The 26,295-nt window shown below is 70.8% G+C and carries 29 protein-coding genes; 13 read left to right on the top strand and 16 right to left on the bottom strand.

The annotated features are described in order from the left end of the window. Nucleotides 1-3: 3 nt before the first annotated feature. Nucleotides 4-822 carry a maleylpyruvate isomerase family mycothiol-dependent enzyme gene (locus tag ABZ193_RS11135; RefSeq protein ID WP_354709712.1) on the top strand — a complete coding sequence of 273 codons (819 nt, stop codon included), beginning with the start codon at nucleotides 4-6 and terminating at the stop codon, nucleotides 820-822. A 2-nt stretch (nucleotides 823-824) separates the two neighbouring features. On the opposite strand, the gene ABZ193_RS11130 is transcribed toward ABZ193_RS11135, so the two are convergent. Then, the gene (locus ABZ193_RS11130) at nucleotides 825-1,514 is read right to left on the bottom strand and encodes a leucine-rich repeat domain-containing protein (protein WP_354709710.1); all 690 of its coding nucleotides are present in this window, start codon (nucleotides 1,512-1,514) and stop codon (nucleotides 825-827) included. A gap of 79 nt (nucleotides 1,515-1,593) precedes the next feature. On the opposite strand from ABZ193_RS11130, the gene ABZ193_RS11125 reads away from it, so the two are divergent. Next, a complete protein-coding gene (locus ABZ193_RS11125; RefSeq protein WP_020422233.1) occupies nucleotides 1,594-1,959 on the top strand; it encodes a hypothetical protein in 366 nt (121 codons plus the stop codon). 52 nt (nucleotides 1,960-2,011) lie between these two features. Here ABZ193_RS11125 and ABZ193_RS11120 read toward each other — a convergent pair whose 3' ends face one another. After that, on the bottom strand, nucleotides 2,012-2,287 hold the full coding sequence (locus tag ABZ193_RS11120; protein ID WP_020422232.1) for a transglycosylase: 276 nt from the start codon (nucleotides 2,285-2,287) through the stop codon (nucleotides 2,012-2,014). Between the two features lie 104 nt (nucleotides 2,288-2,391). Here ABZ193_RS11120 and ABZ193_RS11115 point away from each other — a divergent pair, with 104 nt between their 5' ends. Next, nucleotides 2,392-2,712 carry a metalloregulator ArsR/SmtB family transcription factor gene (locus tag ABZ193_RS11115; protein ID WP_020422231.1) on the top strand — a complete coding sequence of 107 codons (321 nt, stop codon included), beginning with the start codon at nucleotides 2,392-2,394 and terminating at the stop codon, nucleotides 2,710-2,712. Next, the gene (locus ABZ193_RS11110) at nucleotides 2,709-3,206 is read left to right on the top strand and encodes an SRPBCC family protein (RefSeq protein ID WP_354709708.1); all 498 of its coding nucleotides are present in this window, start codon (nucleotides 2,709-2,711) and stop codon (nucleotides 3,204-3,206) included. The genes ABZ193_RS11115 and ABZ193_RS11110 overlap by 4 nt, the downstream gene beginning before the upstream one ends. 14 nt (nucleotides 3,207-3,220) lie before the next feature. Here the strand turns inward: ABZ193_RS11110 and ABZ193_RS11105 are convergent, their stop codons facing one another. The 4 genes from ABZ193_RS11105 to mug form a co-directional block, all read right to left on the bottom strand. Beyond that, nucleotides 3,221-3,637 carry a YciI family protein gene (locus ABZ193_RS11105; RefSeq protein ID WP_345069980.1) on the bottom strand — a complete coding sequence of 139 codons (417 nt, stop codon included), beginning with the start codon at nucleotides 3,635-3,637 and terminating at the stop codon, nucleotides 3,221-3,223. Between the two features lie 159 nt (nucleotides 3,638-3,796). Beyond that, entirely contained in the window at nucleotides 3,797-5,638 is a 1,842-nt protein-coding gene (locus ABZ193_RS11100; RefSeq protein WP_020422228.1) for an acyl-CoA dehydrogenase, read from the bottom strand. A gap of 129 nt (nucleotides 5,639-5,767) precedes the next feature. Further along, complete coding sequence (locus ABZ193_RS11095) at nucleotides 5,768-6,541, bottom strand: response regulator transcription factor (protein ID WP_237338854.1); 774 nt, start codon at nucleotides 6,539-6,541, stop codon at nucleotides 5,768-5,770. 201 nt (nucleotides 6,542-6,742) lie between these two features. Beyond that, complete coding sequence (mug, locus tag ABZ193_RS11090; protein WP_354709705.1) at nucleotides 6,743-7,297, bottom strand: G/U mismatch-specific DNA glycosylase; 555 nt, start codon at nucleotides 7,295-7,297, stop codon at nucleotides 6,743-6,745. Here mug and ABZ193_RS11085 point away from each other — a divergent pair. From ABZ193_RS11085 to ABZ193_RS11070, 4 genes are all read left to right on the top strand, one after another. Then, entirely contained in the window at nucleotides 7,296-7,664 is a 369-nt protein-coding gene (locus tag ABZ193_RS11085) for a VOC family protein (RefSeq protein WP_020422225.1), read from the top strand. The genes mug and ABZ193_RS11085 overlap by 2 nt on opposite strands. A gap of 135 nt (nucleotides 7,665-7,799) precedes the next feature. After that, nucleotides 7,800-8,789: a class I SAM-dependent methyltransferase gene (locus tag ABZ193_RS11080; protein ID WP_354709703.1), complete on the top strand. Its 990-nt coding sequence runs from the start codon at nucleotides 7,800-7,802 to the stop codon at nucleotides 8,787-8,789. 18 nt (nucleotides 8,790-8,807) lie between these two features. Continuing rightward, entirely contained in the window at nucleotides 8,808-9,482 is a 675-nt protein-coding gene (locus tag ABZ193_RS11075; protein WP_020422223.1) for a class I SAM-dependent methyltransferase, read from the top strand. A 34-nt stretch (nucleotides 9,483-9,516) separates the two neighbouring features. After that, nucleotides 9,517-9,699 carry a hypothetical protein gene (locus ABZ193_RS11070; RefSeq protein ID WP_020422222.1) on the top strand — a complete coding sequence of 61 codons (183 nt, stop codon included), beginning with the start codon at nucleotides 9,517-9,519 and terminating at the stop codon, nucleotides 9,697-9,699. Here the strand turns inward: ABZ193_RS11070 and ABZ193_RS11065 are convergent. Beyond that, nucleotides 9,634-10,263, bottom strand: coding sequence for a VanZ family protein (locus tag ABZ193_RS11065; protein ID WP_354709702.1), 630 nt, complete (start codon nucleotides 10,261-10,263; stop codon nucleotides 9,634-9,636). The two genes, ABZ193_RS11070 and ABZ193_RS11065, sit on opposite strands and share 66 nt — an antisense overlap. A 171-nt stretch (nucleotides 10,264-10,434) precedes the next feature. Here ABZ193_RS11065 and ABZ193_RS11060 point away from each other — a divergent pair, with 171 nt between their 5' ends. Continuing rightward, a complete protein-coding gene (locus ABZ193_RS11060; RefSeq protein ID WP_354709701.1) occupies nucleotides 10,435-12,135 on the top strand; it encodes a 5'-nucleotidase C-terminal domain-containing protein in 1,701 nt (566 codons plus the stop codon). On the opposite strand, the gene ABZ193_RS11055 is transcribed toward ABZ193_RS11060, so the two are convergent. Then, a complete protein-coding gene (locus tag ABZ193_RS11055) occupies nucleotides 12,119-12,826 on the bottom strand; it encodes a flavin reductase family protein (RefSeq protein ID WP_354709725.1) in 708 nt (235 codons plus the stop codon). The two genes, ABZ193_RS11060 and ABZ193_RS11055, sit on opposite strands and share 17 nt — an antisense overlap. A gap of 164 nt (nucleotides 12,827-12,990) precedes the next feature. Between ABZ193_RS11055 and ABZ193_RS11050 the strand changes: the two genes are divergently transcribed. From ABZ193_RS11050 to phoU, 3 genes are all read left to right on the top strand, one after another. Beyond that, nucleotides 12,991-13,731, top strand: a complete 741-nt coding sequence (locus ABZ193_RS11050) for a GGDEF domain-containing protein (protein WP_020422218.1) — start codon at nucleotides 12,991-12,993, stop codon at nucleotides 13,729-13,731. 1,171 nt (nucleotides 13,732-14,902) lie between these two features. Next, a complete protein-coding gene (locus ABZ193_RS11045; protein ID WP_354709699.1) occupies nucleotides 14,903-16,831 on the top strand; it encodes an LCP family protein in 1,929 nt (642 codons plus the stop codon). A gap of 77 nt (nucleotides 16,832-16,908) precedes the next feature. Then, on the top strand, nucleotides 16,909-17,574 hold the full coding sequence (gene phoU, locus ABZ193_RS11040; RefSeq protein ID WP_354709698.1) for a phosphate signaling complex protein PhoU: 666 nt from the start codon (nucleotides 16,909-16,911) through the stop codon (nucleotides 17,572-17,574). Between the two features lie 4 nt (nucleotides 17,575-17,578). Here phoU and ABZ193_RS11035 read toward each other — a convergent pair whose 3' ends face one another. Continuing rightward, entirely contained in the window at nucleotides 17,579-18,220 is a 642-nt protein-coding gene (locus ABZ193_RS11035) for a GTP pyrophosphokinase family protein (protein ID WP_020421446.1), read from the bottom strand. A 22-nt stretch (nucleotides 18,221-18,242) separates the two neighbouring features. Next, nucleotides 18,243-19,136: an EamA family transporter gene (locus ABZ193_RS11030; RefSeq protein ID WP_020421445.1), complete on the bottom strand. Its 894-nt coding sequence runs from the start codon at nucleotides 19,134-19,136 to the stop codon at nucleotides 18,243-18,245. A 142-nt stretch (nucleotides 19,137-19,278) separates the two neighbouring features. On the opposite strand from ABZ193_RS11030, the gene ABZ193_RS11025 reads away from it, so the two are divergent. Beyond that, nucleotides 19,279-20,250: a zinc-binding dehydrogenase gene (locus ABZ193_RS11025; protein ID WP_354709696.1), complete on the top strand. Its 972-nt coding sequence runs from the start codon at nucleotides 19,279-19,281 to the stop codon at nucleotides 20,248-20,250. A gap of 52 nt (nucleotides 20,251-20,302) precedes the next feature. Here ABZ193_RS11025 and pstB read toward each other — a convergent pair whose 3' ends face one another. From pstB to ABZ193_RS10995, 6 genes are all read right to left on the bottom strand, one after another. Next, entirely contained in the window at nucleotides 20,303-21,079 is a 777-nt protein-coding gene (gene pstB, locus ABZ193_RS11020; RefSeq protein ID WP_020421443.1) for a phosphate ABC transporter ATP-binding protein PstB, read from the bottom strand. A gap of 10 nt (nucleotides 21,080-21,089) precedes the next feature. After that, entirely contained in the window at nucleotides 21,090-22,016 is a 927-nt protein-coding gene (pstA, locus tag ABZ193_RS11015) for a phosphate ABC transporter permease PstA (RefSeq protein ID WP_237338861.1), read from the bottom strand. Next, a complete protein-coding gene (gene pstC / locus ABZ193_RS11010; RefSeq protein ID WP_020421441.1) occupies nucleotides 22,016-22,939 on the bottom strand; it encodes a phosphate ABC transporter permease subunit PstC in 924 nt (307 codons plus the stop codon). The genes pstA and pstC overlap by 1 nt, the downstream gene beginning before the upstream one ends. A gap of 192 nt (nucleotides 22,940-23,131) precedes the next feature. After that, complete coding sequence (gene pstS / locus ABZ193_RS11005) at nucleotides 23,132-24,259, bottom strand: phosphate ABC transporter substrate-binding protein PstS (protein WP_020421440.1); 1,128 nt, start codon at nucleotides 24,257-24,259, stop codon at nucleotides 23,132-23,134. Between the two features lie 215 nt (nucleotides 24,260-24,474). Then, complete coding sequence (gene mshD, locus ABZ193_RS11000) at nucleotides 24,475-25,380, bottom strand: mycothiol synthase (RefSeq protein ID WP_354709694.1); 906 nt, start codon at nucleotides 25,378-25,380, stop codon at nucleotides 24,475-24,477. A gap of 19 nt (nucleotides 25,381-25,399) precedes the next feature. Continuing rightward, a complete protein-coding gene (locus tag ABZ193_RS10995; protein WP_020421438.1) occupies nucleotides 25,400-26,152 on the bottom strand; it encodes a response regulator transcription factor in 753 nt (250 codons plus the stop codon). Between the last annotated feature and the right edge of the window lie 143 nt (nucleotides 26,153-26,295).

Below are 26,295 nucleotides of genomic sequence, written 5' to 3'. Positions count from 1 at the left end.
GTGGTGGAGATCTTCGGACCGGTGCTGGACGTGCGGCCGCTGTTCGGCCGGGAGCGTCGCGAACTGCTGCGGTTGCTGGGCTCGCTGAGCGCGGCGGAGTGGTCGGCGCCGACGGTGTGCCCTGGCTGGACGGTGCACGACCTCGCCGGGCACATCCTGAACGACTACATGCGCCGGTTGTCCGGCGGCCGGGACGGCTTCGCCGGGGCGAAGTTCGCCAACGACGAGACCCTGCCCGCCTACCTGACCCGGGTCAACGACGAGTTCGTCCGTGCGATGCGGCAGGTCAGCCCCGAGCTGATCGTCCAGTTGCTCACCGTTCTCGGCCCCGAGCTCGACCGGCTGTGGGAGTCCTTCGACCTGACCGCGCCGGCGATGCTGGACGTGTCGTGGGCCGGTCCCGGCACCAGCCCGGCGTGGTTGGACATCGCGCGCGAGTACACCGAGTTCTGGGTGCACCAGCAACAGATCCGGGACGCGGTGGGGCGGCCCGGCGCGGACGAGCCCGAGCTGGTGCGCCCGGTGCTGGACGCGTTCATGCGCGCGCTGCCCCACACGCTGCGAGACGTGGTTCGCCCGGAGGGCACCGTGGTGCGGGTGGTCGTCCCCGACGGCGGGACGTGGCACGCCCGGTCGGACGGGCAGCGCTGGCGGATGGCCGCCGGGGGCGAACCCGCCGCCACCGTCACCATGCGGCCCGGCGACTTCTGGCGCCTGGCCACGCGGGGCATCTCCGTCGACGAGGCCCGCCGCCGCGCGGACCTCGACGGCGACCGCGAACTCGCCGGGGCGGTGACCACCCTGCTGGCCGTGGTCGCCTGATCTCAGCGCAGCACGAGGCAGTCGTCGAGGTCGTCGAGCCAGTCCGGGGTCTCCAGCCACCGGTTCCAGCGCAGGTCGAGTTTCACCAGCGGCAGCTCGGCGAGCCCGTCCGGCAGCGTGCGCAGCTCGTTCTCCCGCAGGTCCAGGTACCGCAGGTCGCGCAGCTTCCCGACGGACGCGGGCAGCTCGGTGAGGTGGTTGCCGCGCAGGTGCAGCTCCCGCAGCTTGCTCAGCTCGCCGATGCTGTCCGGCAGCTCGTGCAGGTCGTTGCGGTACAGGCGCAGTTCGCGCAGCTCACGCAGGCCGGAGAGGTCCGAGGGCAGCGACTTCAGCCCGTTGTCCGTCGCGCTCAGGTAGCGCAGACGGCCGAGGCGGGTCAGCGAGTCCGGCAGCGTCGTCAGGCGGTTGTCCGAGAGGTACAGGTACTCGGTCAGGTTCGGCAGGTCGCCCAGCTCGCTGGGTAGTTCGGTGAGCTGGTTGTGGCCGAGGTCGAGGGTGTGCAGCGAGGTCAGCCGCGCGATGCCGGCAGGGATCGAGGTCAGCCGGTTCGCGGCCAGGTTCAGCACGGCCAGCCGGTCGAGGTCCCACAACTCGTCCGGCAGCTCGGTCAGCTCGTTGTCGTAGGCGCTCAGGTACTCCAGGCCGGCGGGCAGTTCGGGCAGCCGGGTGAGCCCCTGGTGGTCGAGGTCCATCGGGCGAACATACCGGCGCGATCACTCCGCGTACGTTCCGATACCCTCCGTCACCGTTCTCGAGAGAGGGAGGATCCACGTGAAGAAGTCCCTTGCCCTGCTGGCGGCGGCCGCGGCGGTGGTGGTGCTGCCCGGGACGGCCACGGCCGCGGAGGGCGAGCCGGCCCTGGTGCACGCTTCGCCGCAGAACGGCTGCAAGCTGAACATCCGGGCGGCCGCGGACGTCGGCTCGGCGCTGCTGCACACGCTGACCTGCACCAACTACACGACCTGCGTGCACGCGCCGGAGCGGGACCTGCCGTGCGGGCAGGTCGTCACGGGCGGGCAGTACACCTGTGTCGGAGCCGAGGGCAAGCAGCTGACCGACAACCGGTGGGCCGAGGTGCTGTGGCGCTCGCCGCAGCAGTCGTTCGTGGCCGTCGGCTGCGCCGCGTTCCGGTCCTGAACGCGAACGTGCCCGGGAAGGCGGACCTTCCCGGGCACCACGTCCGAATGCGTTACCTGGTCAGTTTTCGCCGGCCGTACATGCCGCTGACCAGCGAGACCCCGATCGCCGCGATGACCACCTGGGTGATCAGCTCCAGCCAGTCGAAGCCCTTGGTGTCCGCGTAGCCGATGCCCCGCGCGATCGCGGTGCCGATGAACGCCGCGACGATACCGACGATGATCGTGAGCCAGATCGGAATCCCCTGCTTGCCGGGTGCGATCAGCCGACCGAGCGCGCCGATGATCAAACCAACGACGATCGCGCTGATGATTCCACCGATTGTCATCGCAACTCCTTCAGCTTCGGTGTGCTTCCGGGGTACCTTCCCGCGCCGCTTTCAAACCCGCATATTTGCTGGCGCTTATATACGTCTTGTGTGATACTTCGCGGGTGGACGTCTTCGAAGCGGTGGCCGAGCCCAGCCGGCGCACCCTGCTGGACCTTCTGGCCCAGGGCGAGCTGCCCGCGGGCGATCTGGTCGCGGCGCTGCCCGGTCTCACCCAGCCGGCCGTGTCCCGCCACCTGCGGATCCTGCGGGAGGTCGGGCTGGTCGAAGTTCGCCCGGACGGGCAACGCCGGATCTACGCGTTGCGCCCGGACGGCCTGGCCGAGATCGACAAGTGGCTGGGCCGGTACCGCCGCTACTGGGCGCGCCACCTCGATTCCCTCGAGCGCCACCTGGCGCGCAACCAGGAAGGACACCAGGAGTGAGCTCCGAGAACGGCACGATCGAAACCGACGGCGAGGCGGCGGTCATCCGCTTCGAGCGCCACCTGCCCTTCCCGATCGAGACGGTGTGGGCCGCGATCACCGATCCCGCGCGGCGGCGGGCGTGGTTCGGCGAAACGGTCCTGGACACCGAGGCGGGCACCATCGAGATGCTGCCCGAGGACCCGCCCGCGCCCGACGACGCCAAGCGCATGACCGGGCGGATCCTCGTGTGGCAGCCGCCGCACGTGTTCGAGCACGAGTGGCGCCAGCGCATCGTCGAGGACGGGGTGGTGCGCTACGAGCTGTCCGAGACGCCGGACGGCACCCTGCTGAAGTTCACCCACCGGGGACTGTCAGTGCGCAACGCGCGGGGCTTCATCCCGGGCACGCACGCCTTCTTCGACCGGCTGGCCGCCCACCTGGCCGGCGCGGAGCCGCCCGCGTGGCCGGAGCGCTACGCGGCCGTCGCCGAGCGCTACCCGGCCTGGTCCTGACGCCCTGTCAGCGATCATCCGTGGCAGTGGGCCACGTCGGGCGGCTCGGCGAGGAAGGGGCGCAGCTCGAGCCATTCGTGGATCGGCTTCCCACCCGCCCCGGGCGCGGCCGACAACTCCCCGGCCAGCTCCACCGCACGCTCGTGGCTGTCCACGTCGATCACCATCCACCCGGCGATCAGGTCCTTGGTCTCCGGGAACGGGCCATCGGTCACCGGCGGACGCCCCTCCCCGTCGTAGCGCACCCACGTGCCCTCCGGCGCCAGCGCCTGACCGTCGACGAACTCGCCGGTCTCCTCCAACCGGGCCGCGAAATCCCGCATGTACTGCACGTGCGCCGTGATCTCCTCCGGCGCCCACTGGTCCATCGGCACGTCGTTGACCGCCGCCGGAGCGCCCCGGTAGTGCTTGAGCAGCAGGTACTTGGCCATGATTGTCTCCTCGGTGTGGTGCGCCCATTGTGGCCGCGTTCGCACCGGGGACGGAGCCGATCGCGGGTTCTCGACACCGACGCCGATTTTTTCGGCGAACACGCGAAAGGCCCCCTCGCGCTGGGCGAGGAGGCCTTCCACAGGGGATCTACGGGGAGATCAGAACGCCGACTCCGGGACCTCCATGAGGTCGTTGTCGGCGGCCTCGACGACCGCGCGGCGCGCGGTCAGCTCGGGCAGCACCTGCTTGGCGAAGAACGACGCCACCGCGATCTTGCCCTGGTAGAACGCCTGGTCCTTGGCCGAGGCGCCGTCCAGCTTGGTCAGCGCGATCTCGGCCTGGCGCAGCAGCTGCCAGCCCACCAGCAGGTCGCCGGCCGACATCAGGAACCGGACGGTGTGCTGGCCGACCTTGTACAGGTTCTTGACGTCCTCCTGCGACGAGGTCAGGTAGCCGATCATCGAGCCGAGCATGCCCTGCACGTCCTCCAGGGCGCGCTTGAGCAGCTCACGCTCGTTCTTCAGCCTGCCGTTGCCCGCCTCGGACTCGATGAACTTGGTGATCTCGTTCGCGATGTAGCCCAGCGCCTGGCCCTTGTCGCGGACGATCTTCCGGAAGAAGAAGTCCTGCGACTGGATGGCCGTGGTGCCCTCGTACAGCGAGTCGATCTTCGCGTCGCGGATGTACTGCTCGATGGGGTAGTCCTGCAGGAAGCCGGAGCCGCCCAGGGTCTGCAGCGACTGCACGAGCTGCTCGGTGGCGCGCTCGGAGCCGACGCCCTTGACGATCGGCAGCAGCAGGTCGTTGACCCGCTCGGCCAGCTTCTGCGACTGCTCGTCGCCTTCGCCGGTCCACACCTGGTCCTGGAAGGACGCGGTGTAGAGGTACACGGCGCGCAGGCCCTCGGCGTAGGCCTTCTGCAGCATCAGCGACCGGCGCACGTCCGGGTGGTGCGTGATGGTGACCCGCGGCGCCGTCTTGTCGGTCATCTGGGTCAGGTCGGCGCCCTGGACGCGCTCCTTGGCGTACTCCAGCGCGTTCAGGTAACCGGTGGACAGCGTGGCGATGGCCTTGGTGCCGACCATCATCCGGGCGTACTCGATGACCTGGAACATCTGCGCGATGCCGTCGTGCACCTCGCCGAGCAGCCAGCCCTTGGCCGGGATGCCGTGCTGGCCGAAGGTCAGCTCGCAGGTGGTGGAGACCTTCAGGCCCATCTTGTGCTCGACGTTGGTGACGAAGGCGCCGTTGCGCTCGCCCAGCTCACCGGTGTTGGTGTCGAAGTGGAACTTCGGCACGAGGAACAGCGACAGGCCCTTGGTGCCCGGCTTGGCCTCGATGCCCGGACCCTCGGGACGGGCCAGCACCAGGTGCATGATGTTCTCGGTCATGTCCTGGTCGGCGGAGGTGATGAACCGCTTCACGCCGTCCAGGTGCCAGCTGCCGTCCTCCTGCAGCACGGCCTTGGTGCGGCCGGCGCCGACGTCGGAACCGGCGTCCGGCTCGGTGAGGACCATCGTGGCGCCCCACGCGCGGTCGATCATGATCCGCGCCCAGCGCTTCTGCTCCTCGGTGCCGTTGCGGTCGAGGATCATCGCGAAGTTCGGGCCCGCCATGTACATGAACAGGGCCGGGTTGGCGCCGAGGATCAGCTCGGCCGCCGCCCACTGCACGGTCGGGGGCAGGCCGAGGCCGCCGAGGTCGTTGGTGAGGCCCAGCCGCCACCACTCGCCGTCCCAGAGCTGCTGGTAGCTCTTCTTGAACGACTCCGGCAGGGTGGCCGAGAACGTCTTGGGGTCGTACACCGGCGGGTTGCGGTCGGCGTCGGCGAAGGACTCGGCCAGCGGGCCGACCGCGAGGTTGTTGAGTTCCTGCAGCGCGCCGCGCGCGGTCTCCTCGTCGGAGTCCGCGAGGACCCCCTTGCCGAGGCGCTCCTGGACGTTCAGGACCTCGAACAGGTTGAACTCGAGGTCTCGCACGTTGGACTTGTAGTGGCCCATGTCGTCGCTCCGTTGTCGATCGGGTTTCCGGCTGGGCGCATGCTGGTCCCCTACTGGCCGGTAACATCAGGATATTACCTGTGGGTAACCGCGGCAAGCGAAACCAGCCTGTTGTGACGCACGGATCGGCTAGCGGGAGCGGTACTCGACCACCCCGGGAGCCGTCGAACCGGGCGAAACCCGCTGCTCCGGGCCGTCGTCGGGCTGGGCCACCAGTATCCCGGCGCGGAAGGCGATCGTGACGGCGTGCGTCCGGTCACGGGCGGAGAGCTTGCGCAGGATGCTCTTCACGTGCGTGCGCACGGTCTCCACGGACAGGTAGAGGACCTTCGCGATGCCCGCGTTCTCCAGTCCCTCCGCGACGAGCTGCAGGACCTGGTACTCGCGGCGGGACAACGGCATCTGGGCGCGGCGCACCGCGGCGGCGCTGGCGGACTGGCGCGCCGCGGACACGAGGGTCGCCAGCGACGGGTCGACGTAGCGGCGGTCGAGGTAGGCGCGGCGGATGCCCTCGACCAGCCGGCGCGACTCGGCCGAGCGCGGGATGGCGGCGTGCACGCCGGCCGCGATGGCGTCGTGCAGGAACGCCGGGGTGCGGTTGGCCTCCCGGACCAGCGCGATCACGATCAGCGCCGGGTCGCCTGCGATCAGCAGCTTGCTGAGGTGCCCGTGGGGGTCGAGTCCGGAGTCCACGAGGATGACGTCGGGGTGGATCTGCTCGGCGAGCTGCAGCGCGCCGTGCGGGTTGATGGCCTGTCCCGCCCAGTGCATCCCCTGCGTGCGCTGCACGAGCCCGGACAGGCCCTCGCGGTAGATGGGCACCGGGTCCACAGCGGCGACACCCACGCTGCGGCCGGCCGGCGGTCCCTGCGGCACCCTGCTGGGGTCGTTACTGCGCGTCATCACGAAAAGAACCTCGTCTCGGCAAGGCCGGCCGTGGGAGCAGCACCGCCAGGACGGTCCGCCCCCCTCGACGTCCGCCCGGGCTTCCGTGGCGCCTTGACCCGATCCTCCCTGCTGGAACCGGCCACGACCGACACCCGTCAATTGTCTGACCCGTCAGGGCCGTCCGCGTGACGCGGGTTCACCCGCTTGTGTCGCGCACTACTCTGAGTAAACCGAGTTCCGCAGGTCGGCGAATGCTTCGGCGAGTGTCGTCGGGGTCCAGTGTGCGTTGAGACCACTCGGATTGGGCAGCACCCACACGCGTGTTTCACCGAGCAAGTCCGGCTGGCGGCCCACGGTCGCCTTCGGACGGTCGAACGCCGTCCGGAACGCGGTGATGCCGACGACCGCGAGCCAGCGCGGCCGGTACTCCGCGACCTTCGCGGCGAGCCGGACGCCGCCGGCGCGGAGCTCGTCGCCGGTCAGCTCGTCGGCGCGGGCGGTGGCGCGGTTGACGACGTTGGTGATGCCGAGACCGAGGTCGAGCAGTTCGTCCTGCTCACTGGGGTCGAACCGGCGCGGGGTGAAGCCGGAGGCGTGCAGCGCCGGCCAGAAGCGGTTACCGGGGCGGGCGAAGTGGTAACCGGTGGCGCCGGAGTAGAGGCCGGGATTGATCCCGCAGAACAGCACGTCCAGGCCGGGCCGGAGGACGTCCGGGATGGTCGTCCCCGCCGCTGCGGCGAGCTGTTCTCTGGTGGGTCGGGAGGAAGCCATGCGAAGCCGGATACTAGCCGTCGCCGTCGACTGCCACGACGCCGAAGCGCTCGCGCGGTTCTGGTCGCGCGCGCTCGGCTACGAGGAGATCCGGCGCTGGCGGGACGACAAGGGCGTCGAGTACGTGAACGTCGGCTCGGACGACCAGGAGATGCTGGTGTTCCAGCCGGTCGGCGAGGACAAGGTCGTCAAGAACCGCCTGCACCTGGACCTGGCGCCGGAGGGCGGCAGCCAGGCCGACGAGGTCGCGCGGCTGGTGGAGCTGGGCGCGCGGGTGCTGTCGGACGACGACGGCCTGCCGTGGGTGGTGCTGGCGGACCCGGAGGGCAACGAATTCTGCGTGCTCCCGCCGCGCGAGGCGGGCTAGGCTGTCCGGGTGTTCTGCGTGTGCGTGGCCTTGGACTGGTGGGCGCCGTCCGTGTGACGGCCGTTGTGACACCCACTTCGAGCCGTCTTCGGACGGCCGTGCCCCCGAAGGCGGCTCCCTGCCCTGGAGCCTTCCGTGGAACCCCCGATCGAAGTCGGCGCCGACCTGCGCCCTGACGTAGCCGTCCGGCTGGCGTCCCAAGGCGTCCGCCTGCTGTGGCGCGACGATTTCCCGGCCGCCCGCCGCCTGCTCGCCGCCATGGGCAAGCGCTTGCCCGCGCGCTCGGCGGATTTCTACCGCTACCGCCAGTCCAGGCGGAACCGGGCGCGGGTGCTCGGCATGCTGCTGGTCGAACTCGGCCCCGACCTGCGGATCGACCTGCCGCGCGCGCCGGACGTGCGGGACGCGGTCCGGGCGGCCGGTGGCGCGCCGGGACTGGTGCCGCTGACCGAGCTGCTCGGCATGCTGAGCGCGCACGAGTGGCGGGTGAAGGGCGTGCCCGTGCCGGAGCTGGGCGCGCGGATCCACCCGCACTACGGCGTGTTCTCGCCGACCCGCCAGGACTACGTCTCGCTGGTGGCCCGCGCGCCGCTGCCCGCGGTCCGCACAGTGTTCGACATCGGCACGGGCACCGGGGTGCTCGCGGCGGTCCTGGCGCGCCGCGGGGTGCCGGAGGTGGTGGCGACGGACATCTCCCCGGTTGCCGTGGCGTGCGCCGAGGAGAACGTGCGGCGGCTCGGGCTGCCCCAGGTCCGCGTGGTGGAGGCGGACCTGTTCCCGGCGGGCCGCGCGGACCTCGTGGTCTGCAACCCGCCCTGGCTGCCCGGCGCGGCGCACTCCCCGCTGGACGCCGCCGTGTTCGACCCCGGATCGCGGATGCTGACGGGCTTCCTCGGCGGTGCGGCCGCGCACCTGGAGCCCGGTGGCGAGGCGTGGCTGGTCCTGTCCGACCTGGCGGAGCTGGTCGGCCTGCGCACCCGCGCCGAGCTGCTGACCCGGTTCGCCGCCGCGGGCCTCACCGTGGTGGACCGGCTGGACGCGCCGCGCCGGCGGTTCCCTGGCGAGGACCCGCTCGCGAAGGCGCGGTCCCGGGAGGTGGTGTCGCTCTGGCGCCTGCGGCCCTGACCGGCCGACACTGGCCGCATGGACGCCACCACCGCCGACGGCTCCCCGGTCGAGGTCTACCGCCTGCTGCCCCCGGCAGGCGAAGCGGAGATCGTGCACCGGGCGGCCCCGCCGGGCGCCGCGGTGCTCGACCTGGGCTGCGGCACCGGCCGCATCGCCCACCGGCTGGCCGAGCTGGGCCACCCGGTCACCGCGGTCGACGACTCGCCGGAGATGCTGGCGCACGTCCGCGGCGCCGAGACGGTCCAGGCGAGCATCGAGGACCTCGACCTCGGGCGGCGCTTCCCGGTCGTCCTGCTGGCCAGCCACCTCGTGAACCAGCCGGACAGCGCCGCCCTGCTCGCGACGGTGGCGCGGCACCTGGCCGGTGACGGCGTCGCGCTCGTCGAGTGGCACCCGCCCTCCTGGTTCGACACGGTCACCGAGGGCGGCGGCCGGCTCGGCGAGGTGCTGGTCAGCCTCTCCGGCATCAGCCGCGACGGGCCGCTCCTGAGCGCGACTGTCCGCTACCAAGCGCGCGGGCGGTCGTGGGAGCAGCCGTTCACCGCTCGCCGGCTGACCGAGTCCGAGCTGCGGGTCCGCCTCGCCGAAGCCGGTCTTCGCTTCTCCCACTGGTGCACCCCGGACCACCGCTGGTTCGCCGCGAAACGGACGGAGGTGGCGGATTCACCACGACCCGAGTACGGTATGTGATCTGCCACACAAGCACGACGCCAAAGGAGGCGGCGTGGAATTCGCGATCGTCCTCGGGCTCGTAGTCCTGGTCTTCCTGGCGGCCGGCGTGGTCGTCACCTGGGAGGACCGCCGGGCGGCCAGGCGCAAGGCCCACCAGCGGGCCGCGGCCCTAGCGCGCCTCGGTGAGGTGGACCCGCTCGCGCCGCGCAGGCTCGCGGACCGGCTGGACGGCTGACCGCAGCACCAGGAACAGCGTGGCGGCGATCCAGCCGAGCGCGGCGCCGGTGGTGTTGGTGATCAGGTCGTCGACGTCGAAGATCCGGTACTGGAACGGCGCGGTCCCGAAGTTCGCGGTCAGCTGCGTGATCTCCACGGCAAGCGAGATCGCGAAGCCGAGCAGCACGCCCCCGGTGAACCCCCGCTTCCACAGCAGCCGCGCGAACAACCCCAGCGGCACGAACAGCAGCACGTTGAGGGTCATCTGCTCGAAGGCCGTCGTGGACAGCGCGTTGATCCCGTCCTCGACGGCCTCCCGCCGCGCGTCCGCGATCCACTGGAACGGCACCAGCTGGATGGTCTGGGCCAGCCGCCGCCCGCCTGCGCTCGGCAGCGGAAGGAACGTCACGGCGAGCGCGAACGACGCGTAGGCGATCAGCGTGGCGGTCGTCACGACGCGGCCCGGCACGATCCGCCCGAACCGGACGTGGTGCAGCACCAGTTGCGGGACCAGCACGGTCCCCCAGATGGCGAGGAACCCGATCAGTCCGAAGTGGAGTGCGTTGACCTGCGCTGTCGTCATGCTTCGACGTTATGGCGACCACCTGGCCCGCCGAATCGGCCGAGAAGCCCGGCGACGATCACCGGCATCGGCCGAACGGCCGACATTTCACCGGCCTTCCACCTTTCGGGCCTGGTGGTCGTTGCGCCGCGGAGGTTAGATCGCGCCGGTACGCCCCTGACCGGAGGAAAGATGTCCCCTTCACCTCGCGTGCTGCGACGCTGCGTAGCGGCCACCGCCGCGGCGCTGGCCGCCGTCGCGGTTTCGGCCGCGCCCGCATCCGCGGCCCAGCCGTCCGGCACCACCGACGTCCGGCTGATCACCTTCAACGACTTCCACGGCAACCTCGAACCGCCGTCCGGCTCGTCCGGCCGGGTCACCCTGCCCGACGGCTCCACGGTCAACGCCGGCGGCGCGGCCTACCTGGCCACGCACGTCAAGCAGCTGGAGAGCGAGGTCAAGAACTCGATCCTGCTGTCCGCGGGCGACAACGTCGGCGCCTCGCCGGTGGCCTCCGCGCTGTTCCACGACGAGCCGACCATCGAGTTCCTCAACGAGATGGGCGTGCGGGCCTCCGTCGTCGGCAACCACGAGTTCGACGAGGGCTACCAGGAACTGCAGCGCATGCAGTTCGGCGGCTGCCACCCGGCCGACGGCTGCCAGTTCCGCGACAGCTACGGCGGCGCGGACTTCCCGTTCCTCGGCTCCAACGTGTACTTCGACAACGGCGCGCCCGCGCTGCTGCCGTTCACCGTCGAGTTCTCCGGCGGCCAGCCGATCGGCGTCATCGGCGCCACGCTGAAGGACCTGCCGACGGTCGTCTCGGCCGAGGCCATCAAGGGCCTGGAGTTCGGCGACGAGGTCGAGGCCATCAACCGGACCTCCGGCTGGCTCGACCGGCTCGGCATCAAGGCCCAGGTCGTGCTGCTGCACCAGGGCGACAACACGCAGGGCGGCGGACCGGACTCCTGCACCGTGAGTCCCGGCCCGGCCAGCCAGATCGCGAAGGGCGTCTCGGCGAGCGTCGACGCGATCTTCACCGGCCACAGCCACCAGCAGTACAACTGCTCGATCGCGGACCCGGCCGGCAACCCGCGCCCGGTGATCCAGGGCCTGTCGTTCGGCCGCCTGCTGTCGGTCGTCGACCTCAAGATCGACAAGCGGACCCGGGACGTCGTGCGCGGCGCGACCGTGGCGCACAACGAGATCGTCACCCGCGACGTCACGCCCGACCCGGCCGTGGCCAAGCTGGTCGACGAGGCCGTGACCAAGGCGGCGCCGATCGCGAACGAGCAGATCGGCGCCATCACCGGCGACCTGAAGGCGGCCGGCGCCGCCTCCGGCGAGTCGGCACTCGGCGACGTGATCGCCGACGCGCAGCTCGAGGCCACCGCCGCCAACGGCGCGCAGATCGCCATCACGAACCCGGGTGGCATCCGCGCCGACCTCAACTACGCGTCCTCGCCCGCGGGCGAGGGCGACGGCGTGGTGACCTACGGCGAGGCGTTCACCGTGCAGCCGTTCGGGAACATCATGCAGACCATCACGCTGACCGGCGCGAACCTGAAGAACGTGCTCGAGCAGCAGTGGACCGCCACCACCACGCGGATCCTGCAGATCTCGTCGTCGCTGCACTACACCTACTCGGCGTCCGCGCCGGTCGGGTCGAAGGTGCGGGACATCACGGTGAACGGCACGCCGGTCGACCCGGCGGCCACCTACCGGGTGTCGGTGAACAACTTCCTCGCCGGCGGCGGGGACGGCTTCACCGAGTTCACCAAGGGCACCGACCTCGCCGGCGGCCCGGTGGACCTGGACGCGCTGATCGCGTACTTCGGCGCGCACTCGCCGGTCACGCCGCCCCCGGCCGACCGGATCACCGTCGTCGCGTAGTCCCGTTGCCGGTGTGCGGCTCGGGTTGCCCGGGCCGCACACCGGTTTTCGCCCGGTCGACATCCGGGCTGCGGTACAGGACCTCCGGGATCTGGGCCAGTTCCGAGCGGCGCAGTTTCCCGCCGAGCCCGTAGAACTCCTGGAAGCTCATGATCAGCGGCCGCCACCGGTCCGGGTCGATCCGGTCGGTCGTGCCGGGCAAGCGGATCTCGTCGTGCACGTGGACCTTCTGCACCCGCAGTTCGAAGCACAGGATGCTGCCGAGTTGCGCTTCGTCGTCCGCCGCGACCGGGTGGATCGCCTCCACGACCGCCTCCATGGCCACCGGGCACTCCGCGACGCGCGGCGGCGCCACGGTCGACGACGGCACCGCGGTCAGCCCGGCCACTCCGAACTTGTCCGCCTCGTAGCGGTATCCCCGGCGCAGCTTGGATTCCGGGACCTCGGCGGTGCCGGTGGTGCGGGCGAGCCGGTCGACCGCGTCGACTTCGCGCACGGACGGCAGGTTCAGCACGCACTCCCTGGTGCGCCGCAGGTTCCGGGCGGTCTGCGACCGGGCGCCGATGCCGATGATCGCGCGCCAGCCCAGCCAGAACGCCGACGAGATCGGGGCGAGGTTGGGGGTGTCGCCGGCCGTGCTGACGAGCACCACCGGCGTGCCGAAGTACAGGATGTTCGGCTCGATCTCCACGTGTGTCACGGTTTCAGCTTCACGATCCACCGATGGCGCCGCTGGCGGGAAACGGACGCGTCGTTCGCCACGGAGAGCGATGCCCGGTCGTCCCATTGAGCGATATTCGTGTTGGCCCGTATCGATTGCTCAAGCCGCGCGTCTAACCAGACGACATGACTTGAATGACGGAGGTGGAACGGGTGACCTCGGAGCGGGCACGGCCGGACGAGACCGACCTGCTGAGCCTGCACGAGGCTATCGCGGAACTGCACGCCTCGCAGGGCGACTTCCGCACGGCCTACGAGCACCTGAGGACCGCGCTGGGCATCGCGCGCACCGCCCGTCCGCAGATCCCGGAGCAGTTGCGCCGTGAGTTCGACCGCCTCCGCCGCGAGCGCGCCCAGGCCCGTGAGGAAAGCCTGCGGGACGCGCTGACCGCGGTCTACAACCGCCGTTACCTGGACAACCGGCTCGCCGACCTGCTCGGGGACGCGCGGACTCCGTTGGCGGTCGCGTTGATCGACATCGATCTGTTCAAGAGCGTCAATGACACGTTCGGTCACTTGATCGGTGACCAGGTGTTGCGACGGGTGGCCGAGTTGTTGCGCGAAGGCGTGCCCGCGCCGGGGTTTTGCGCGCGTTACGGCGGCGAGGAGTTCATGCTCGTGCTGCCGGAGGTCCAGCCGGGGACGGCGCTGCGGATAGCCGAGCACGCCCGGCGCCGGGTGGCGCAACACGCCTGGTCAGAGATTTGCCCCGGGCTCGGCGTGACGATCAGCGTGGGTGTTTCGCACGAGCCGGTGAGCGGCCCGGAGCAGCTGCGGATGGCCGACGACCTCCTTTACGCCGCGAAGCACGCCGGGCGCAACCGGGTCGCGTACCGCGAACGCGGCGGAGTCCGCGTGCTTGAGCACTGTCAGTAATTGACGGCGGTCGTTTCCCCGTTTTGCCGGTGTGCGGCATCACCCCGTTTGTCGCACTCGGCCCGCTTTGGCGCACGCTATGTAAAAAAATCAGCAGGAGGGTGTCGTCAGGACCCGCGAGTATCTCTACGATAACGATGCTCGCCGTCCCGGCGATGATCACTGAGACGGTCCCCTCCCGGCGGGCCGGCGCGACCGAGGGAGAGGAGACCGGGTGCCAGACGACCACGCCGCAGGCCCCGGTCACAGAGCCGACGACGACGCCCCCAACGGCCGGCGACGCAGGCGTTCCCTGGACACGCACGGCGGCATCAACGTTTCGGATTTGGTAGCCCAGCACACCGGATACCGCCCGAGGTTCGATGGTGCCCGGTCGAACGCGCACATGGCGCCCGCGGACCAGGCGCCGGCGGTGGCGCGGCGAAGCGCACCCCCGGCCCGCCCGGAGCCGCGCGCGCCGGAGCCCCCACCACAACGCCGCTCCCCGGCAACCGGCCGCACGGCAGGCGCGCCCCTGCCGCCCGCCCAGCAGCCCCGCCGTGCCGTACCCCCACGCCGTGGCGCGGCACCGGCTGGCGAGCCGTCACCCGAGACCCCGAACGGCTTCACCCCGAAGCCGCTACCCGGTGCCGCGGACGTGCCGGAGCCCTCGGGCCGGGCTGCTGCGCCGGGCCGCCACGCGGGTGGTTTCACGGAGGCGCCGGAGCCATCGAGCCGGGCTGGGGCGCCGGGCCGCCACACCGGGGGCTTCGCCGAAGCGCCGGAGTCCTCGAACGGTGCCGCGCACCCGAGCGGCTTCACGAAGACCCCGCCGCGCTCCGACGCACGGCACGCGAGTGGTTTCGCGGAGGCGCCGGAGCCGTCGAACGGTGCCGCGCACCCGAGCGGCTTCACGAAAACCCCACCCCGCGCCGACGCACGGCACACGAGTGGTTTCGCCGACGCGCCGGAGCCGTCGAGCAGGGCTGCTGCACCGGGCCGCCACGCGAACGGTTTCGCGGAGCCACCGAAGCCGAACGGCGTCGCGGCACCTGCCCGCCGCGCGCCCCAGCCCGAGCGCGCCGAGGTGCGGCATCCGAGTGGTTTCGCTGAAGCGCCGCAGCCTTCCGTTCGTGCGGAGGCCCCGCGCCGCCCGAGCGTGCCGAAGCCTTCCGGCGGTGCCGCTGCCCCGGTGCATCCGAGCGGCTTCGTCGAGGCCCCGAACGGCGCGGCGGCCCCTGCCCGCCGCGCACCCCAGCCCGACCGCGCCGACGCCCGGCACCCGAGTGGCTTCGCCGAAGCACCCCAGCCCTCCGGCCGCGCCGATGCCCCGGCCCACCCGAGTGGCTTCGTGGAGGCCGCGAACGGCGCGGCGGCCCCCGCCCGCCGCGCAAGCGCGCCCCAGCCCGACCGCGCCGACACCCGGCACCCCAGCGGCTTCGCGGAAGCACCCCAGCCCTCCGGCCGCGCGGACGCCCCGCCCCGGCCGAGCTCTCCGCAGCCCTCGGCGCGTGCCGACGCTCCGCCGCGGCCGAGCGCGCCGCAGGGCGGCAACGCCGAGGCGCCCCGCCCCAGCCCCACCCCTCCGCCCGCCAACTGGCGAGCCACCCCGGCTGACGAAGCGGAATCCGACGCCACCCAGCTCCGCGAGCCGGTCGAGCGGCCCGGTGGTCCGCGGCGCCCGGGGCGGGGGCGGTCGGTGAGCCCGGCGGACCGCCTGACGATGACCGACGAGCTGGAGCCCGTCGGCGATCACACCAAGGTCCGCCGCAAGATCGACAACACCCTGGCGCGCTTCGCGGCCGCCCACGAGGAGCTCGCCGCCGAGGAGGCCAAGCGCCAGGAGCGCCGCGAGCGCTTCATCGCGCGCCCGGTCGCGCTCATCGAGCAGACCCGCACCCGGCTGCAGCGCGTCGTCGCGCCGGTGAAGTCCGACGGGGACGACGAGAAGGCCGCGCCGCAGACCCGCCTGCAGGAAAAGAAACAACGCCGCAGCGACCGGTCGATCCGCATCACCCGCATCGCCTGCGCGGTGCTGGCCGGGCTGATCTTCCTCGCCACCGGCGCGCTGTGGGGCACCAAGACCTGGTTCAACAGCAAGTTCACCGAGATCGCCGCCCTCGACGAGAACTCCTCGGACATCCAGAACGCGGCAGGCCAGACCGGTGACGAGAACTTCCTCATCGTCGGCTCCGACACCCGCGCCGGCGCCACCGCCGAGGAGAACGTCGGCGACGCGGACACCGTCGGCGGCGCCCGCTCGGACACGATCATGCTGGCGCACGTCCCGGCCGACCGGAAGCGCGCGGTGATCGTGTCCTTCCCCCGCGACCTGGAGATCTCCCGGCCCGCCTGCGAACGCTACGACGCGGCCGCGGGCACCTACTCCAGCGAGATCGTCGCCGCGGCCACCAAGGTCAAGCTGAACACCGCGTACGCGGTCGGCGGCCCCAAGTGCCTCACCAAGTGGGTCCAGCAGCTCACCGGGCTGCGCGTCAACCACTTCGTCGGCATCGACTTCGGCGGCTTCAAGGAGATGGTCGACGCGGTGCACGGCGTGACCGTCCACGTCGACAGCCCGATCCGGGACACCACCCTCGGGATGGTGATCGCCGAGACCGGCGACGTGACGATCTCCGGCGACCAGGCGCTCAGCTTCGTCCGCGCCCGCCACGTGGTCGGCGACCCCACCTCGGACTACGGCCGCATCAAGCGGCAGCAGCAGTTCCTCACCGCGCTGCTGCAGAAGGCGATGTCGCAGGGCGTCATCACCGACCCGACGCAGCTCACGAACTTCGTGACCGCGTTCGCCCGCGCGACCTTCGGCGACAACATCGGCGTCGACCAGATGCTCACGCTGGCCCAGTCGATGAAGGGCCTGGACACCAGCAAGCTGAAGTTCCTCACCGTCCCGACCGTCGGCGAGCCGAACACCCGCGGCAACGAGGTGCTCCTGGAGACCAAGTCCAAGGAGCTGTTCCAGGCCATGATCGACAACACCCCGCTGCCCGGCACCCCCGAGTACGAGGCGGCGAAGGCGGCCGCGAGCGCGACGCAGACCCCGCCGCCCAGCTCGTCGAAGTCGTCGAAGTCGTCGAGTTCGACCTCGTCGGACTCGTGACAACTCGTTAGCGCCGGTTCATTCCGGGTTCACTTCGCGATGCGGCGATTGCCCCGAACGGGTCGTAGAGTGTGGCCATGCGCGAGGCTTACCACGTCGAACTCGAAGACCTGGCCGCGAACCTGGCGGACATGTCGCTCCAGGCCGCCGCGGCCATGAAGAAGGCGACCCAGGCACTGCTCGAAGCGGACCTGTCCCTGGCCGAGCAGGTGATCGGCGACGACCAGAAGATCGACGACGCTCGTGCCGAGAACGAGGAGAAGGCGTACGCCCTCCTGGCGCTGCAGGCGCCGGTCGCGACCGACCTGCGCACCGTGCTGGCCGTGATCCACGCCGCGGAGAGCCTGGAGCGGATGGGCGACCTCGCCCTGCACGTCGCGAAGGCGGCCCGCCGCCGCCACCCGCAGGCCACCCTGCCCGAGCCGGTCCGGAACTACTTCGCCGAGATGGGCGAGCTGGACGTCCGGCTGGCGGAGAAGGTCGCCGACGTCATCAAGAGCCGGGACGTCGAGGCGGCCCGCGCCCTCGAGGAAGAGGACGACCGCGTCGACGAGATCCACCGCCACCTGTTCACGGTGATCATGGACAAGGGCTGGGAGCACGGGGTCGCGGCCGCCGTCGACATCACGCTGCTCGGCCGGTTCTACGAGCGGTTCGCCGACCACGCGGTGTCCGTCGGCAAGCGGATGGTGTTCGTGGCGACCGGCAAGATGCCCGGCTACGCCCACGACGAGGACCTCTGACGAACTAGGACGGGCCGCCCTGCAGCCGCTGGTGCAGGGCGGTCATCCGCGCGTCCAGGTCGGCCGCGGTTTCCGCGGCGGCGCGCAGCTCGTCGGCGAAGTCGGCCGGCGCGGTGCCGGCGTACTTGTAGAACAGCTTGTGCTCGACCGCGGCCCAGAAGTCCATGCCGACCGTGCGCATCTGGATCTCCACCTTGACCCGTTCGACCCGGTCGGACAGGAACACCGGGATCCGCACGATCAGGTGCAGGCTGCGGTACCCGTTCGGCTTCGGCTCGGCGATGTAGTCCTTGGTCCGCACGACCTCGACGTCGTCCTGGCGGCCCAGCATCTCGGCGACCAGGTAGACGTCCGGCACGAACGGGCACACCACGCGGATCCCGGCGATGTCCTCGATGTGCTCGCGGATCGCCTCGATGCTCGGCTCCAGGCCCTTGCGGGCCAGCTTGTCGAGGATCGCCTCCGGCGACTTGACGCGGCTCGCCAGGTGCTCGATCGGGTCGTGCTGGTTGGCGAAGTCGAACTCCTCGGACAGGATCCGCAGCTTGGTCATCAGCTCGTCGATGCCGAACTTGTAGACCATGAGTTCCCGCTGGAGCGCTCGAAGCAGCGCAGCTGAGTGGCCGACTTCGTCGAGCACGGTCATGCGACCAGCCTACCGAGGTCGATCAGGGCGCATCCCGCACCGAGCGGGTCGCCCCGATCGAGGCCGCGACGACGCAGCAGATCGCCAGCCACTGCAGCGGGTGCAGCGCCTCCCCGAGCACCAGCAGCCCGGACAGCGCCGCGACGGCCGGTTCGAGGCTCATCAGGATGCCGAACACGCGCGGCGGGATCTTGCGCAGCGCCTCCAGTTCGAGCGAGTACGGGACGACCGACGACAGCAGCGCCACCGCGAGCCCGATCAGCAGCACCCACGGCGACAGCAGGTTCGTGCCGCTCTCGACCACACCGGCCGGCATCGCCGCGACCGCGGCCACGGCCATGCCCAGCGCGAGGCCCTTGCCCTCCTCGGTGCGCTTGCCCAGTGACGCGCTGAGCAGGATGTAGAGCCCCCAGCACGCGCCCGCGATGAGCGCGAACACGATGCCGAGCATCGACAGGTCGCCCCGCGTCTCGGCGAGCAGCACGACGCCGCCCGCCGCCAGCAGCGCCCACAGCACGTCGAGCCAGCGCCGGGACCCGGCCAGCGCCACCGCGAGCGGCCCGAGGAACTCGATGGTGACCGCGATGCCCTGCGGGATGCGCGCCAGCGCCTGGTAGAAGGTCAGGTTCATGGTGCCCAGCACCACGCCGTAGGCGAGGACCACCGGCAGCGCCCGCCGGCCCATGCGCAGCACCGGGCGCCACACGAGCAGCAGCACCACCGCGGCGAAGAACAACCGCAGCGCGACCGTCCCGGCAGGCCCGGCGACCGCGAACAGCTGCTTGGCGAGCGACGCGCCCACCTGCACGCTGACGATCCCGATCAGCACCTGCAGCGGCGGCGGGATGGCGCCGAGCGCCCGCCCGGCCGCCGCGACCGCCCGGGGCTTCGGCAGCCGCCCGCCGACACCGTCCACGTAAACCTGAACCACGTCCCCGACGCTAGCGGCACCCACCGACAGTTCCCACCGGATTTGCCTCACTGCCCGCTTGACCTCCACCAACGTGGAGGTTGCAGGCTCGTGATCACCGAGTCGGTGAGCGAAAAGGGAGCCAGCGGTGCGCGTGGTCCAGGTGGTCGGTTTCGGTGGTCCCGAGGTGCTGGTTCCCGGGGAGGCTGCGGACCCGGTGCCGGGAACGGGCCAGGTCGTGGTCGAGGTGGCGGTCGCGGGCCTGTCGTTCGTCGAGACCCAGATCCGCCGCGGCACCGACCGCTGGCACGAGCGGCCGCGGTTGCCGTACGTGCCCGGCAGCCTGGTCGCCGGTCGGGTGGACGCGGTCGGCGACCAGGTCGACCCGGCCTGGCTGGGCCGCCGGGTCGTGGCCGGCACCGGCGAGGCCGGCGGCTTCGCCGAGCGGGCCGTCGCGGCGGTGGCCGACCTGTTCCCGGTGCCCGACGCCCTGGGGCTGCCGGAGGCCACCGCGCTCCACAGCGACGGCAGCACGGCGCTGGGCCTGGTCGAGAACGCCGGGATCGCCGCGGGCGAGTGGGTGCTGGTCGAAGCGGCGGCCGGCGGGGTGGGCAGCCTGCTGGTGCAACTCGCCCGCGCCGCGGGCGCCAGGGTCGTCGGCGCCGCCGGTGGCTCCCGGAAGCTCGAACTGGTCCGGGAGCTCGGCGCGGACGTCGTGGTCGACTACACGCAACCGGGCTGGGCCAAGGAGGTGCTCGACGCGACCGGCGGCGCGGGTGCCGACCTGGTGTTCGACGGCGTCGGCGGTGCGATCGGGCAGGCCGCGTTCGAGGTCACGCGCCGCGGCGGCCGGTTCTCCGTGCACGGTGCCGCGAGCGGCGAGCCCACGTCCGTCGATCCGGACGACGCGCGGGAGCGGGGCGTGACCGTGATCGGCATCGAGCAGCTCTTCGAGTTCCCGCCGAACGTGGCGCGGTGGGCCGGGCAGATGATGTCCCGCGCGGCCGCGGGGCTCGTCCGGCCGGTCATCGGGCAGACGTTCCCGCTGGAACGGGCCGCCGACGCGCACGCCGCGGTCGAGAACCGCACCACCGTGGGCAAGACCCTGGTGGTGCTCTGAAACGAAGCGACCCCCTCGGCGCGGGGCCGAGGGGGTCGCCGGGGAACGACGATCAGCCGAACCGGCCCGAGATGTAGTCCTCGGTCGCCTTCTCGTTCGGGTTGGAGAAGATCTTCTCCGTGTCGTTGATCTCGACGAGCCGTCCCGGCTGGCCGACACCGGCCAGGTTGAAGAACGCCGTCTGGTCCGACACCCGCGCCGCCTGCTGCATGTTGTGCGTGACGATCACGATGGTGTAGTCCTTCTTCAGCTCGGCGATCAGGTCCTCGATCGCGAGCGTCGAGATCGGGTCCAGCGCCGAGCACGGCTCGTCCATCAGCAGGACGTCCGGCCGCACGGCGATGGCCCGCGCGATGCAGAGCCGCTGCTGCTGACCACCGGAGAGGCTGCCGCCCGGCTTGTTGAGCCGGTCCTTGACCTCGTTCCACAGGTTCGCGCCACGCAGCGCCCGCTCGGCGATCTCGTCGAGCTTCTTCTTGTTCTTCGTACCCGCCAGCTTCAGCCCGGCCACCACGTTGTCCCGGATGGACATCGTCGGGAACGGGTTGGGTCGCTGGAACACCATGCCGATCGTGCGGCGGACCTGCACCGGGTCGACCGAGGACGCGTAGATGTCCTCGCCGTCGAGCAGGACCTCACCGTCGACCCGCGCGCCCGGGATGACCTCGTGCATCCGGTTCAGCGTGCGCAGCACGGTCGACTTGCCGCAGCCCGACGGGCCGATGAAGGCCGTGACGTTCCGCGGCGGCACGGACAGCGTGACGCTGTCGACGGCGTGGAACTTGCCGTAGTAGATGTCGAGGTCCTTGACGTCGATTCGCTTGGCCATAGCGGAACGCTCACTTCTTCTTCGGGGCGACCAGGCGGGAGACCACCGTGGCGATCAGGTTGATGAGGGCGATGATGATGACGAGGGTCAGCGCGGCGCCCCAGATCCGGTCGAATCCGACGCTACCCGGTTCCATGGAGTTCGTGGCCCGCTCGGTGTTCATCAGCAGCGGCAACGACGCCTGGTTGTCAGCGAACAGGTCCCAGTTGACGTAGGCGGAGTAACCGACGAGCACCAGCAGCGGCGCGGTCTCGCCCATGACGCGGGCCAGCGCCATCATGACACCGCTGATGATGCCGGACAGGGCCGTCGGCAGGACGATCTTCATGATCGTCTTCCACTTCGGCACACCCAGCGCGTAGGAGGCCTCGCGCAGGTCGTCCGGCACGATCCGCAGCATCTCCTCGGCGGAGCGCACGACGACCGGGATCATCAGCAGCACCAGGGCCAGCGACACGGCGAACCCGCTGCGCGGCAGGCCGAAGGTGGTGATCCACAGCGCGTAGATGAACAGCGCCGCCACGATCGAGGGGACACCGGAGAGGATGTCCACCATGAACGTGGTGACCTTGGCCAGCCTGCTGTCCCGCCCGTACTCCACCAGGTAGATGGAGACCAGCAGGCCGAGCGGCACCGAGATGACCGCGCACATCAGGCCCTGTTCGAGCGTGCCGATGATGGCGTGCAGGACACCACCGCCGACCTCGTCGGACAGCACCGAGCCGAAGTCCTGGGCCCACCAGTTGCTGTACGGGATGCGCTTGATGCCGTTCGCGATCACCGTGTAGAGCACCCACACCAGCGGGGCGACGGCGATCAGGAACGACAGCCACACCAGCACCGTGGCGAGCGCGTTCTTGGCCTTGCGGGCCGTGCTGACCTGCTGGAACGCCGGCGGCGACGCCAGCCGCTCGGTCTCGGACAGTGTCGAGGTCATCAGTCCGCCTTCCGCTCGCCGATGATCGTCCGGGCCGCGAAGTTCACCGCGAAGGTCAGGACGAACAGCACCAGACCGGCCGCGATGTAGGCGCCGGCCGACGTGGGGTTGTTGAACTCCGCGTAGTTCGCGGCGATCTGCGACGCGAACGTCGCGCCACCGTCGAACACGCTCCAGTCGAAGAAGTGCCCGCGGGGGATGTACAGGATGACGGCCAGCGCGATCGTCTCACCGAGGGCGCGGCCGAGGCCGAGCATCGACGCGCCGACGTAGCCGGCCTTCCCGAACGGCAGCACCGTCGTCCGGATGACCTCCCAGCGGGTGGCGCCGAGCGCGAGCGCGCCCTCGATGTGGGCGGTCGGCGTGCGCTCGAACACCTCGCGGGACAGCGAGGTGATGATCGGCAGCAGCATCACCGCGAGCACCACACCCGCCGTGAAGATCGTGCCCGAGTAGTTCGGGAACACGTTGCCGGTGCCGAAGATCGGGATGAAGCCCAGGGTCTCGTTCAGCCACTGCGAAACCGGCGCCATCTTCGGCGCGAGCACGAGGATGCCCCACAGACCGAAGATGATCGAGGGCACCGCGGCGAGCAGGTCGACGACGTAGGCGAACGGACGCGCCAGCCGGCGCGGGGCGTACTGGGTCAGGAACAACGCGATGCCCAGCGAGATCGGCATCGCGATGATCAGGGCCACCAGCGAGGTGTAGATCGTGACCAGCAGCAGGTCCAGGATGCCGAACCGCAGGTGGGTGGGGTCGCCGGTCTCCCAGATGCGGGAGGTGAGAAAGTTGATCTCGTTCGCGCTCAGTGCCGGAATCGCCTGCACCAGCAGGAAGATCCCGATCAGCGCGATGAGTGCGACGACGAAGATGCCCGCGCCGGTGCTCAGGTTCTTGAAGATGCGGTCACCCGGCCGCACCTTCGCGGTCTTGTTCGGTGAGGCCAGTGAGGGAGTTCGCTCAGTGGCCGGTGGTTGCGCCGTAATCGGGGGCCTCCGGGAGTGGTCTAGACGCAAGCGGACGCCCACCGGTGTCGCCGGTGGGCGTCCGCCTCGCGAGTGACTCGCTCATCAGTTACTCAGTGCAACCCGTTCTGGGGTGGCAGTCGATCGTCAGGAGATCGCGTTGATCGAGGTCAGCACCTTGTCCTGCAGGGACTGCGGGAGCGGCACGAAACCCTTCTCGGCGATCGGCTGCTGGGCGGTGGTGGCAGCCACGGTCAGGAACGCCTTCATCGCCTTGGCGGTGTCGGCGTCGTAGCCCTTCGAGCAGACGATCTCGTAGGTGGTCAGCAGCAGCGGGTACGCGCCCGGGGTGTTGCTGGCGTAGATGGCCTTGAGGTCCATGGCCAGGTCGTTGCTGCCCGGGGTGCGGAAGGTCGCGGCGTCGAGCGCCTTGGCCACGTTCTCCGGGGTCAGCTCGACGGCGCCGGAGCCGCTGTCCAGCTTGGCGGCGCTCAGGCCGTCCTTGACGTAGGACGACTCGATGTAGCCGATGGCGCCGTCGGCGGCGCGGATGCCGGAGGCGACACCGTTGGAGCCCTGGGCGCCGTTGCCGACGCCGCCCTTGAAGGCCTTGCCGGTGCCCTGCGTCCAGGCGCCCTTCGAGGCGGCCTCGAGGTAGGTCTGGAAGTTGTCGGTGGTGCCCGACTCGTCCGACCGCGAGAACACCTGGATCGGCTTGTCCGGCAGGTTGACGCCCGCGTTGAGGGCGGCGATGGCCGGGTCGTTCCACTTGGTGATCTGGCCGTTGAAGATCTTGGCCGTGACCTCGCCGTTCAGCGTGAGCGAGGAGACGCCGTCCAGCTTGTAGGCGATGGCCACCGGGCCGACGACCAGCGGCAGGTTCCAGGCCTCGCCGCCGGCGCAGCGCTCGTTGGCCTTGGTCTGCTCGTCGCCGGTCTTCAGCGGCGAGTCCGAGCCGCCGAAGTCGACCTGCTTCGCGGTGAACTGCTTGACGCCCGAGCCGGAGCCGGTCGCGTTGTAGTTCACGATCTGGCCGGCGCAAGCCTTGGTGTACTGCTGGGCGAAGATGTCCACCGCGGTCTTCTGGGCCGTCGAACCCTCGCCGGTGAGCGGAGACTTGCCACCGCACTCGACGTTCGCGGTCGCGGTCGGCGCGGTCGCCGCACCCGAGAGCTGGGTGTTGCCCGTCGACGCCGGGTCGGTGCCACAGGCCGCGAGCACGAGGGCAGCGCTCGCCGCGATGCCGAGAGCACCCATCGGCCGCATGATCTTCACTTCATGTCCTCCAGCTAGTGATAGCCATTCGTCGCAACCGGACATTAGGCAGCACGGGTGGACGCGCCCCTCTGTACAGGTGAACGCAAAGTGAACAAGGCCGCCAATGTGAGCGGGACTACTTCACCCGACCGGGTGCCGTGTCCGGGCCGTGACCTGCAGGTTCGCGATCCGTGATGAACCATTGGCGGAGGGTTAACGTAACGGAACGGTGATCACCGTTCGTACTGGACGTCGACCTCGTGGCGGGCGAAGCCGAGTCGCGAATAAACGGCGATCGCGGGCGCGTTGTCGCCTTCCACGTACAAGATCACCTGGGGCAGGCCGCGGTCCCGGAGGTACCGCAGGCCGGCCAGCGTCAGGGCCTTGCCCAGCCCGCCGCCCTGCGCGCCCGGGTCGACGCCGACGACGTACACCTCGCCGGTCTCCCGGCCGCCGAACCGGCGCGGGTTGGCCGGGTGCACCTTCGTCCAGTGGAAGCCGAGCAGCTTGCCCGTGCTGTCCTCGGCGAGGAAGAACCCGTCCGCGTCGAACCAGTCCGCCGACTCCTCGGCGCGCAGGTCGTCGACCGTGAGCCTGCCCTGCTCGGGGTGCCAGTCGAAGGCGCGGGCGTTGACCTCGATGACGGCCTGCTCGTCCCGGCTGGGCACGAAGGTGCGCAGCGAGACGCCCTCGGGCAGCCGGGGCTCGGGCCAGTCCGGGTCGACCGGGGTGTGCATGACCAGCAGCTCGCGGGCGCGCGAGAAGCCCGCTCGTTCGGCAAGGGCGGCGGCGCCGGGGTGGTCGCCGTGCGCCCAGATGCGCAGCGGAGCGTCGCCGGCGCGGTCGACGAGCGCGGACAGCACCTCGGTGCCCACACCCTGGCGCCGGTGGTCCGGCCGCACGATCAGCTCGGCCACCTGGCGGCCGAACGCGTCACCGGAGGTGTCCAGGTGCGCGTAGCCGGCGAGCACGCCGTCGGCGCGGGCCAGCAGGTGCGGCCCGGACGCGAACTCGCCCGGCAACGGCTCGCCGGGCGAGATGTCCGGTCGCCCGTCCACCTCGCGGGCGGTGAGCAGCAGCTCACGCACCTCGCGGGTGGTCGTCTCGTCCAGTTCGTCGACCCACACCACAGTCAGCACGGATTCACGCTATCCCTGATCAGGGGGTGGAGAACTCCGTGGACAGCTCGCCGGGCTCGAAGTTGAGCGAAGTCACGCCGGGCTTGGCGCCCGCCTTGGCGGGGCGCTCGAACTTGTAGCCGACGTTGCGCACGGTGCCGATCATCTGCTCGTGCTCGGGGCCGAGCTTGGCGCGCAGGCGCCGGACGTGCACGTCGACGGTGCGGGTGCCACCGAAGAAGTCGTAGCCCCAGACCTCCTGCAGCAGCTGGGCGCGGGTGAACACCCGGCCCGCGTGCTGCGCGAGGTACTTGAGCAGCTCGAACTCCTTGTAGGTGAGTTCGAGGGTGCGGCGGCGCAGCCGTGCGGTGTACGTCGCCTCGTCGATCACGAGGTCGCCGACCCGCAGCTCGGTGTCCACCTGGGTGGCGCCGCCGTCGCGGGTGGTCGCCAGCCGCAGCCGGGCGTCGACCTCGGCCGGGCCCGCGGTGGGGAGCAGGATGTCGTCGGTGCGCCACTCGGCGCTCACCGCGACGAGGCCGCCCTCGCCGATGACCGCGATGATCGGCGTGCTGCCCTCGTCCTCGCCGGTGCCCTTCAGCAGGCGGCAGAGGCTCTTGGCCGACGCGAGATCGGTGCGCGCGTCCAGCAGGATGACGTCCCGGTGGCCGGCGTCGAGCAGCGCGGTGACCTCCGGCGCCCGGACGCGTACCGTGTGCGGCAGCAGGTCGAGAGCTGGGAGGACTGCGGTGGCTTCCGCCTCGGAAGTGAGTACGAGCAGGTCCAGGCTCATCGCCACACCGCCTTCTTGCTAGTCCGTAGCCTTGAGCGCCCCTGGTCTTAGCGGACAAGACTAGCGGGTGAACAGGCGGAAACCACCTGCTCTGCAGCCACCGTCACACTGACGTCACACTGGTGACCCATAGCCTCGGGCTG

It is taken from the genome of Amycolatopsis sp. NPDC006125, assembly GCF_040614195.1.
In the GTDB taxonomy this organism is placed as follows: Bacteria; Actinomycetota; Actinomycetes; order Mycobacteriales; family Pseudonocardiaceae; genus Amycolatopsis_E; species Amycolatopsis_E tucumanensis.
Note: the sequence above shows the minus strand (reverse complement) of the source record. Positions and strands in the feature narration are given on the sequence as shown.

Bases quoted from the DNA above. Each gene is read 5' to 3' on its own strand.
- pstB (WP_020421443.1), bottom strand. From the start codon at position 21,079: ATGGCCAAGCGAATCGACGTCAAGGACCTCGACATCTACTACGGCAAG.
- ABZ193_RS11095 (WP_237338854.1), bottom strand. From the start codon at position 6,541: ATGACGCGCAGTAACGACCCCAGCAGGGTGCCGCAGGGACCGCCGGCC.
- ABZ193_RS11105 (WP_345069980.1), bottom strand. From the start codon at position 3,637: ATGGCCAAGTACCTGCTGCTCAAGCACTACCGGGGCGCTCCGGCGGCG.
- ABZ193_RS10995 (WP_020421438.1), bottom strand. From the start codon at position 26,152: ATGAGCCTGGACCTGCTCGTACTCACTTCCGAGGCGGAAGCCACCGCA.
- ABZ193_RS11035 (WP_020421446.1), bottom strand. From the start codon at position 18,220: ATGACCGTGCTCGACGAAGTCGGCCACTCAGCTGCGCTGCTTCGAGCG.
- phoU (WP_354709698.1), top strand. From the start codon at position 16,909: ATGCGCGAGGCTTACCACGTCGAACTCGAAGACCTGGCCGCGAACCTG.
- pstA (WP_237338861.1), bottom strand. From the start codon at position 22,016: ATGACCTCGACACTGTCCGAGACCGAGCGGCTGGCGTCGCCGCCGGCG.
- ABZ193_RS11120 (WP_020422232.1), bottom strand. From the start codon at position 2,287: ATGACAATCGGTGGAATCATCAGCGCGATCGTCGTTGGTTTGATCATC.
- ABZ193_RS11130 (WP_354709710.1), bottom strand. From the start codon at position 1,514: ATGGACCTCGACCACCAGGGGCTCACCCGGCTGCCCGAACTGCCCGCC.
- mug (WP_354709705.1), bottom strand. From the start codon at position 7,297: ATGGCTTCCTCCCGACCCACCAGAGAACAGCTCGCCGCAGCGGCGGGG.
- ABZ193_RS11065 (WP_354709702.1), bottom strand. From the start codon at position 10,263: ATGACGACAGCGCAGGTCAACGCACTCCACTTCGGACTGATCGGGTTC.
- ABZ193_RS11060 (WP_354709701.1), top strand. From the start codon at position 10,435: ATGTCCCCTTCACCTCGCGTGCTGCGACGCTGCGTAGCGGCCACCGCC.
- ABZ193_RS11100 (WP_020422228.1), bottom strand. From the start codon at position 5,638: ATGGGCCACTACAAGTCCAACGTGCGAGACCTCGAGTTCAACCTGTTC.
- ABZ193_RS11075 (WP_020422223.1), top strand. From the start codon at position 8,808: ATGGACGCCACCACCGCCGACGGCTCCCCGGTCGAGGTCTACCGCCTG.
- ABZ193_RS11085 (WP_020422225.1), top strand. From the start codon at position 7,296: ATGCGAAGCCGGATACTAGCCGTCGCCGTCGACTGCCACGACGCCGAA.
- ABZ193_RS11050 (WP_020422218.1), top strand. From the start codon at position 12,991: ATGACGGAGGTGGAACGGGTGACCTCGGAGCGGGCACGGCCGGACGAG.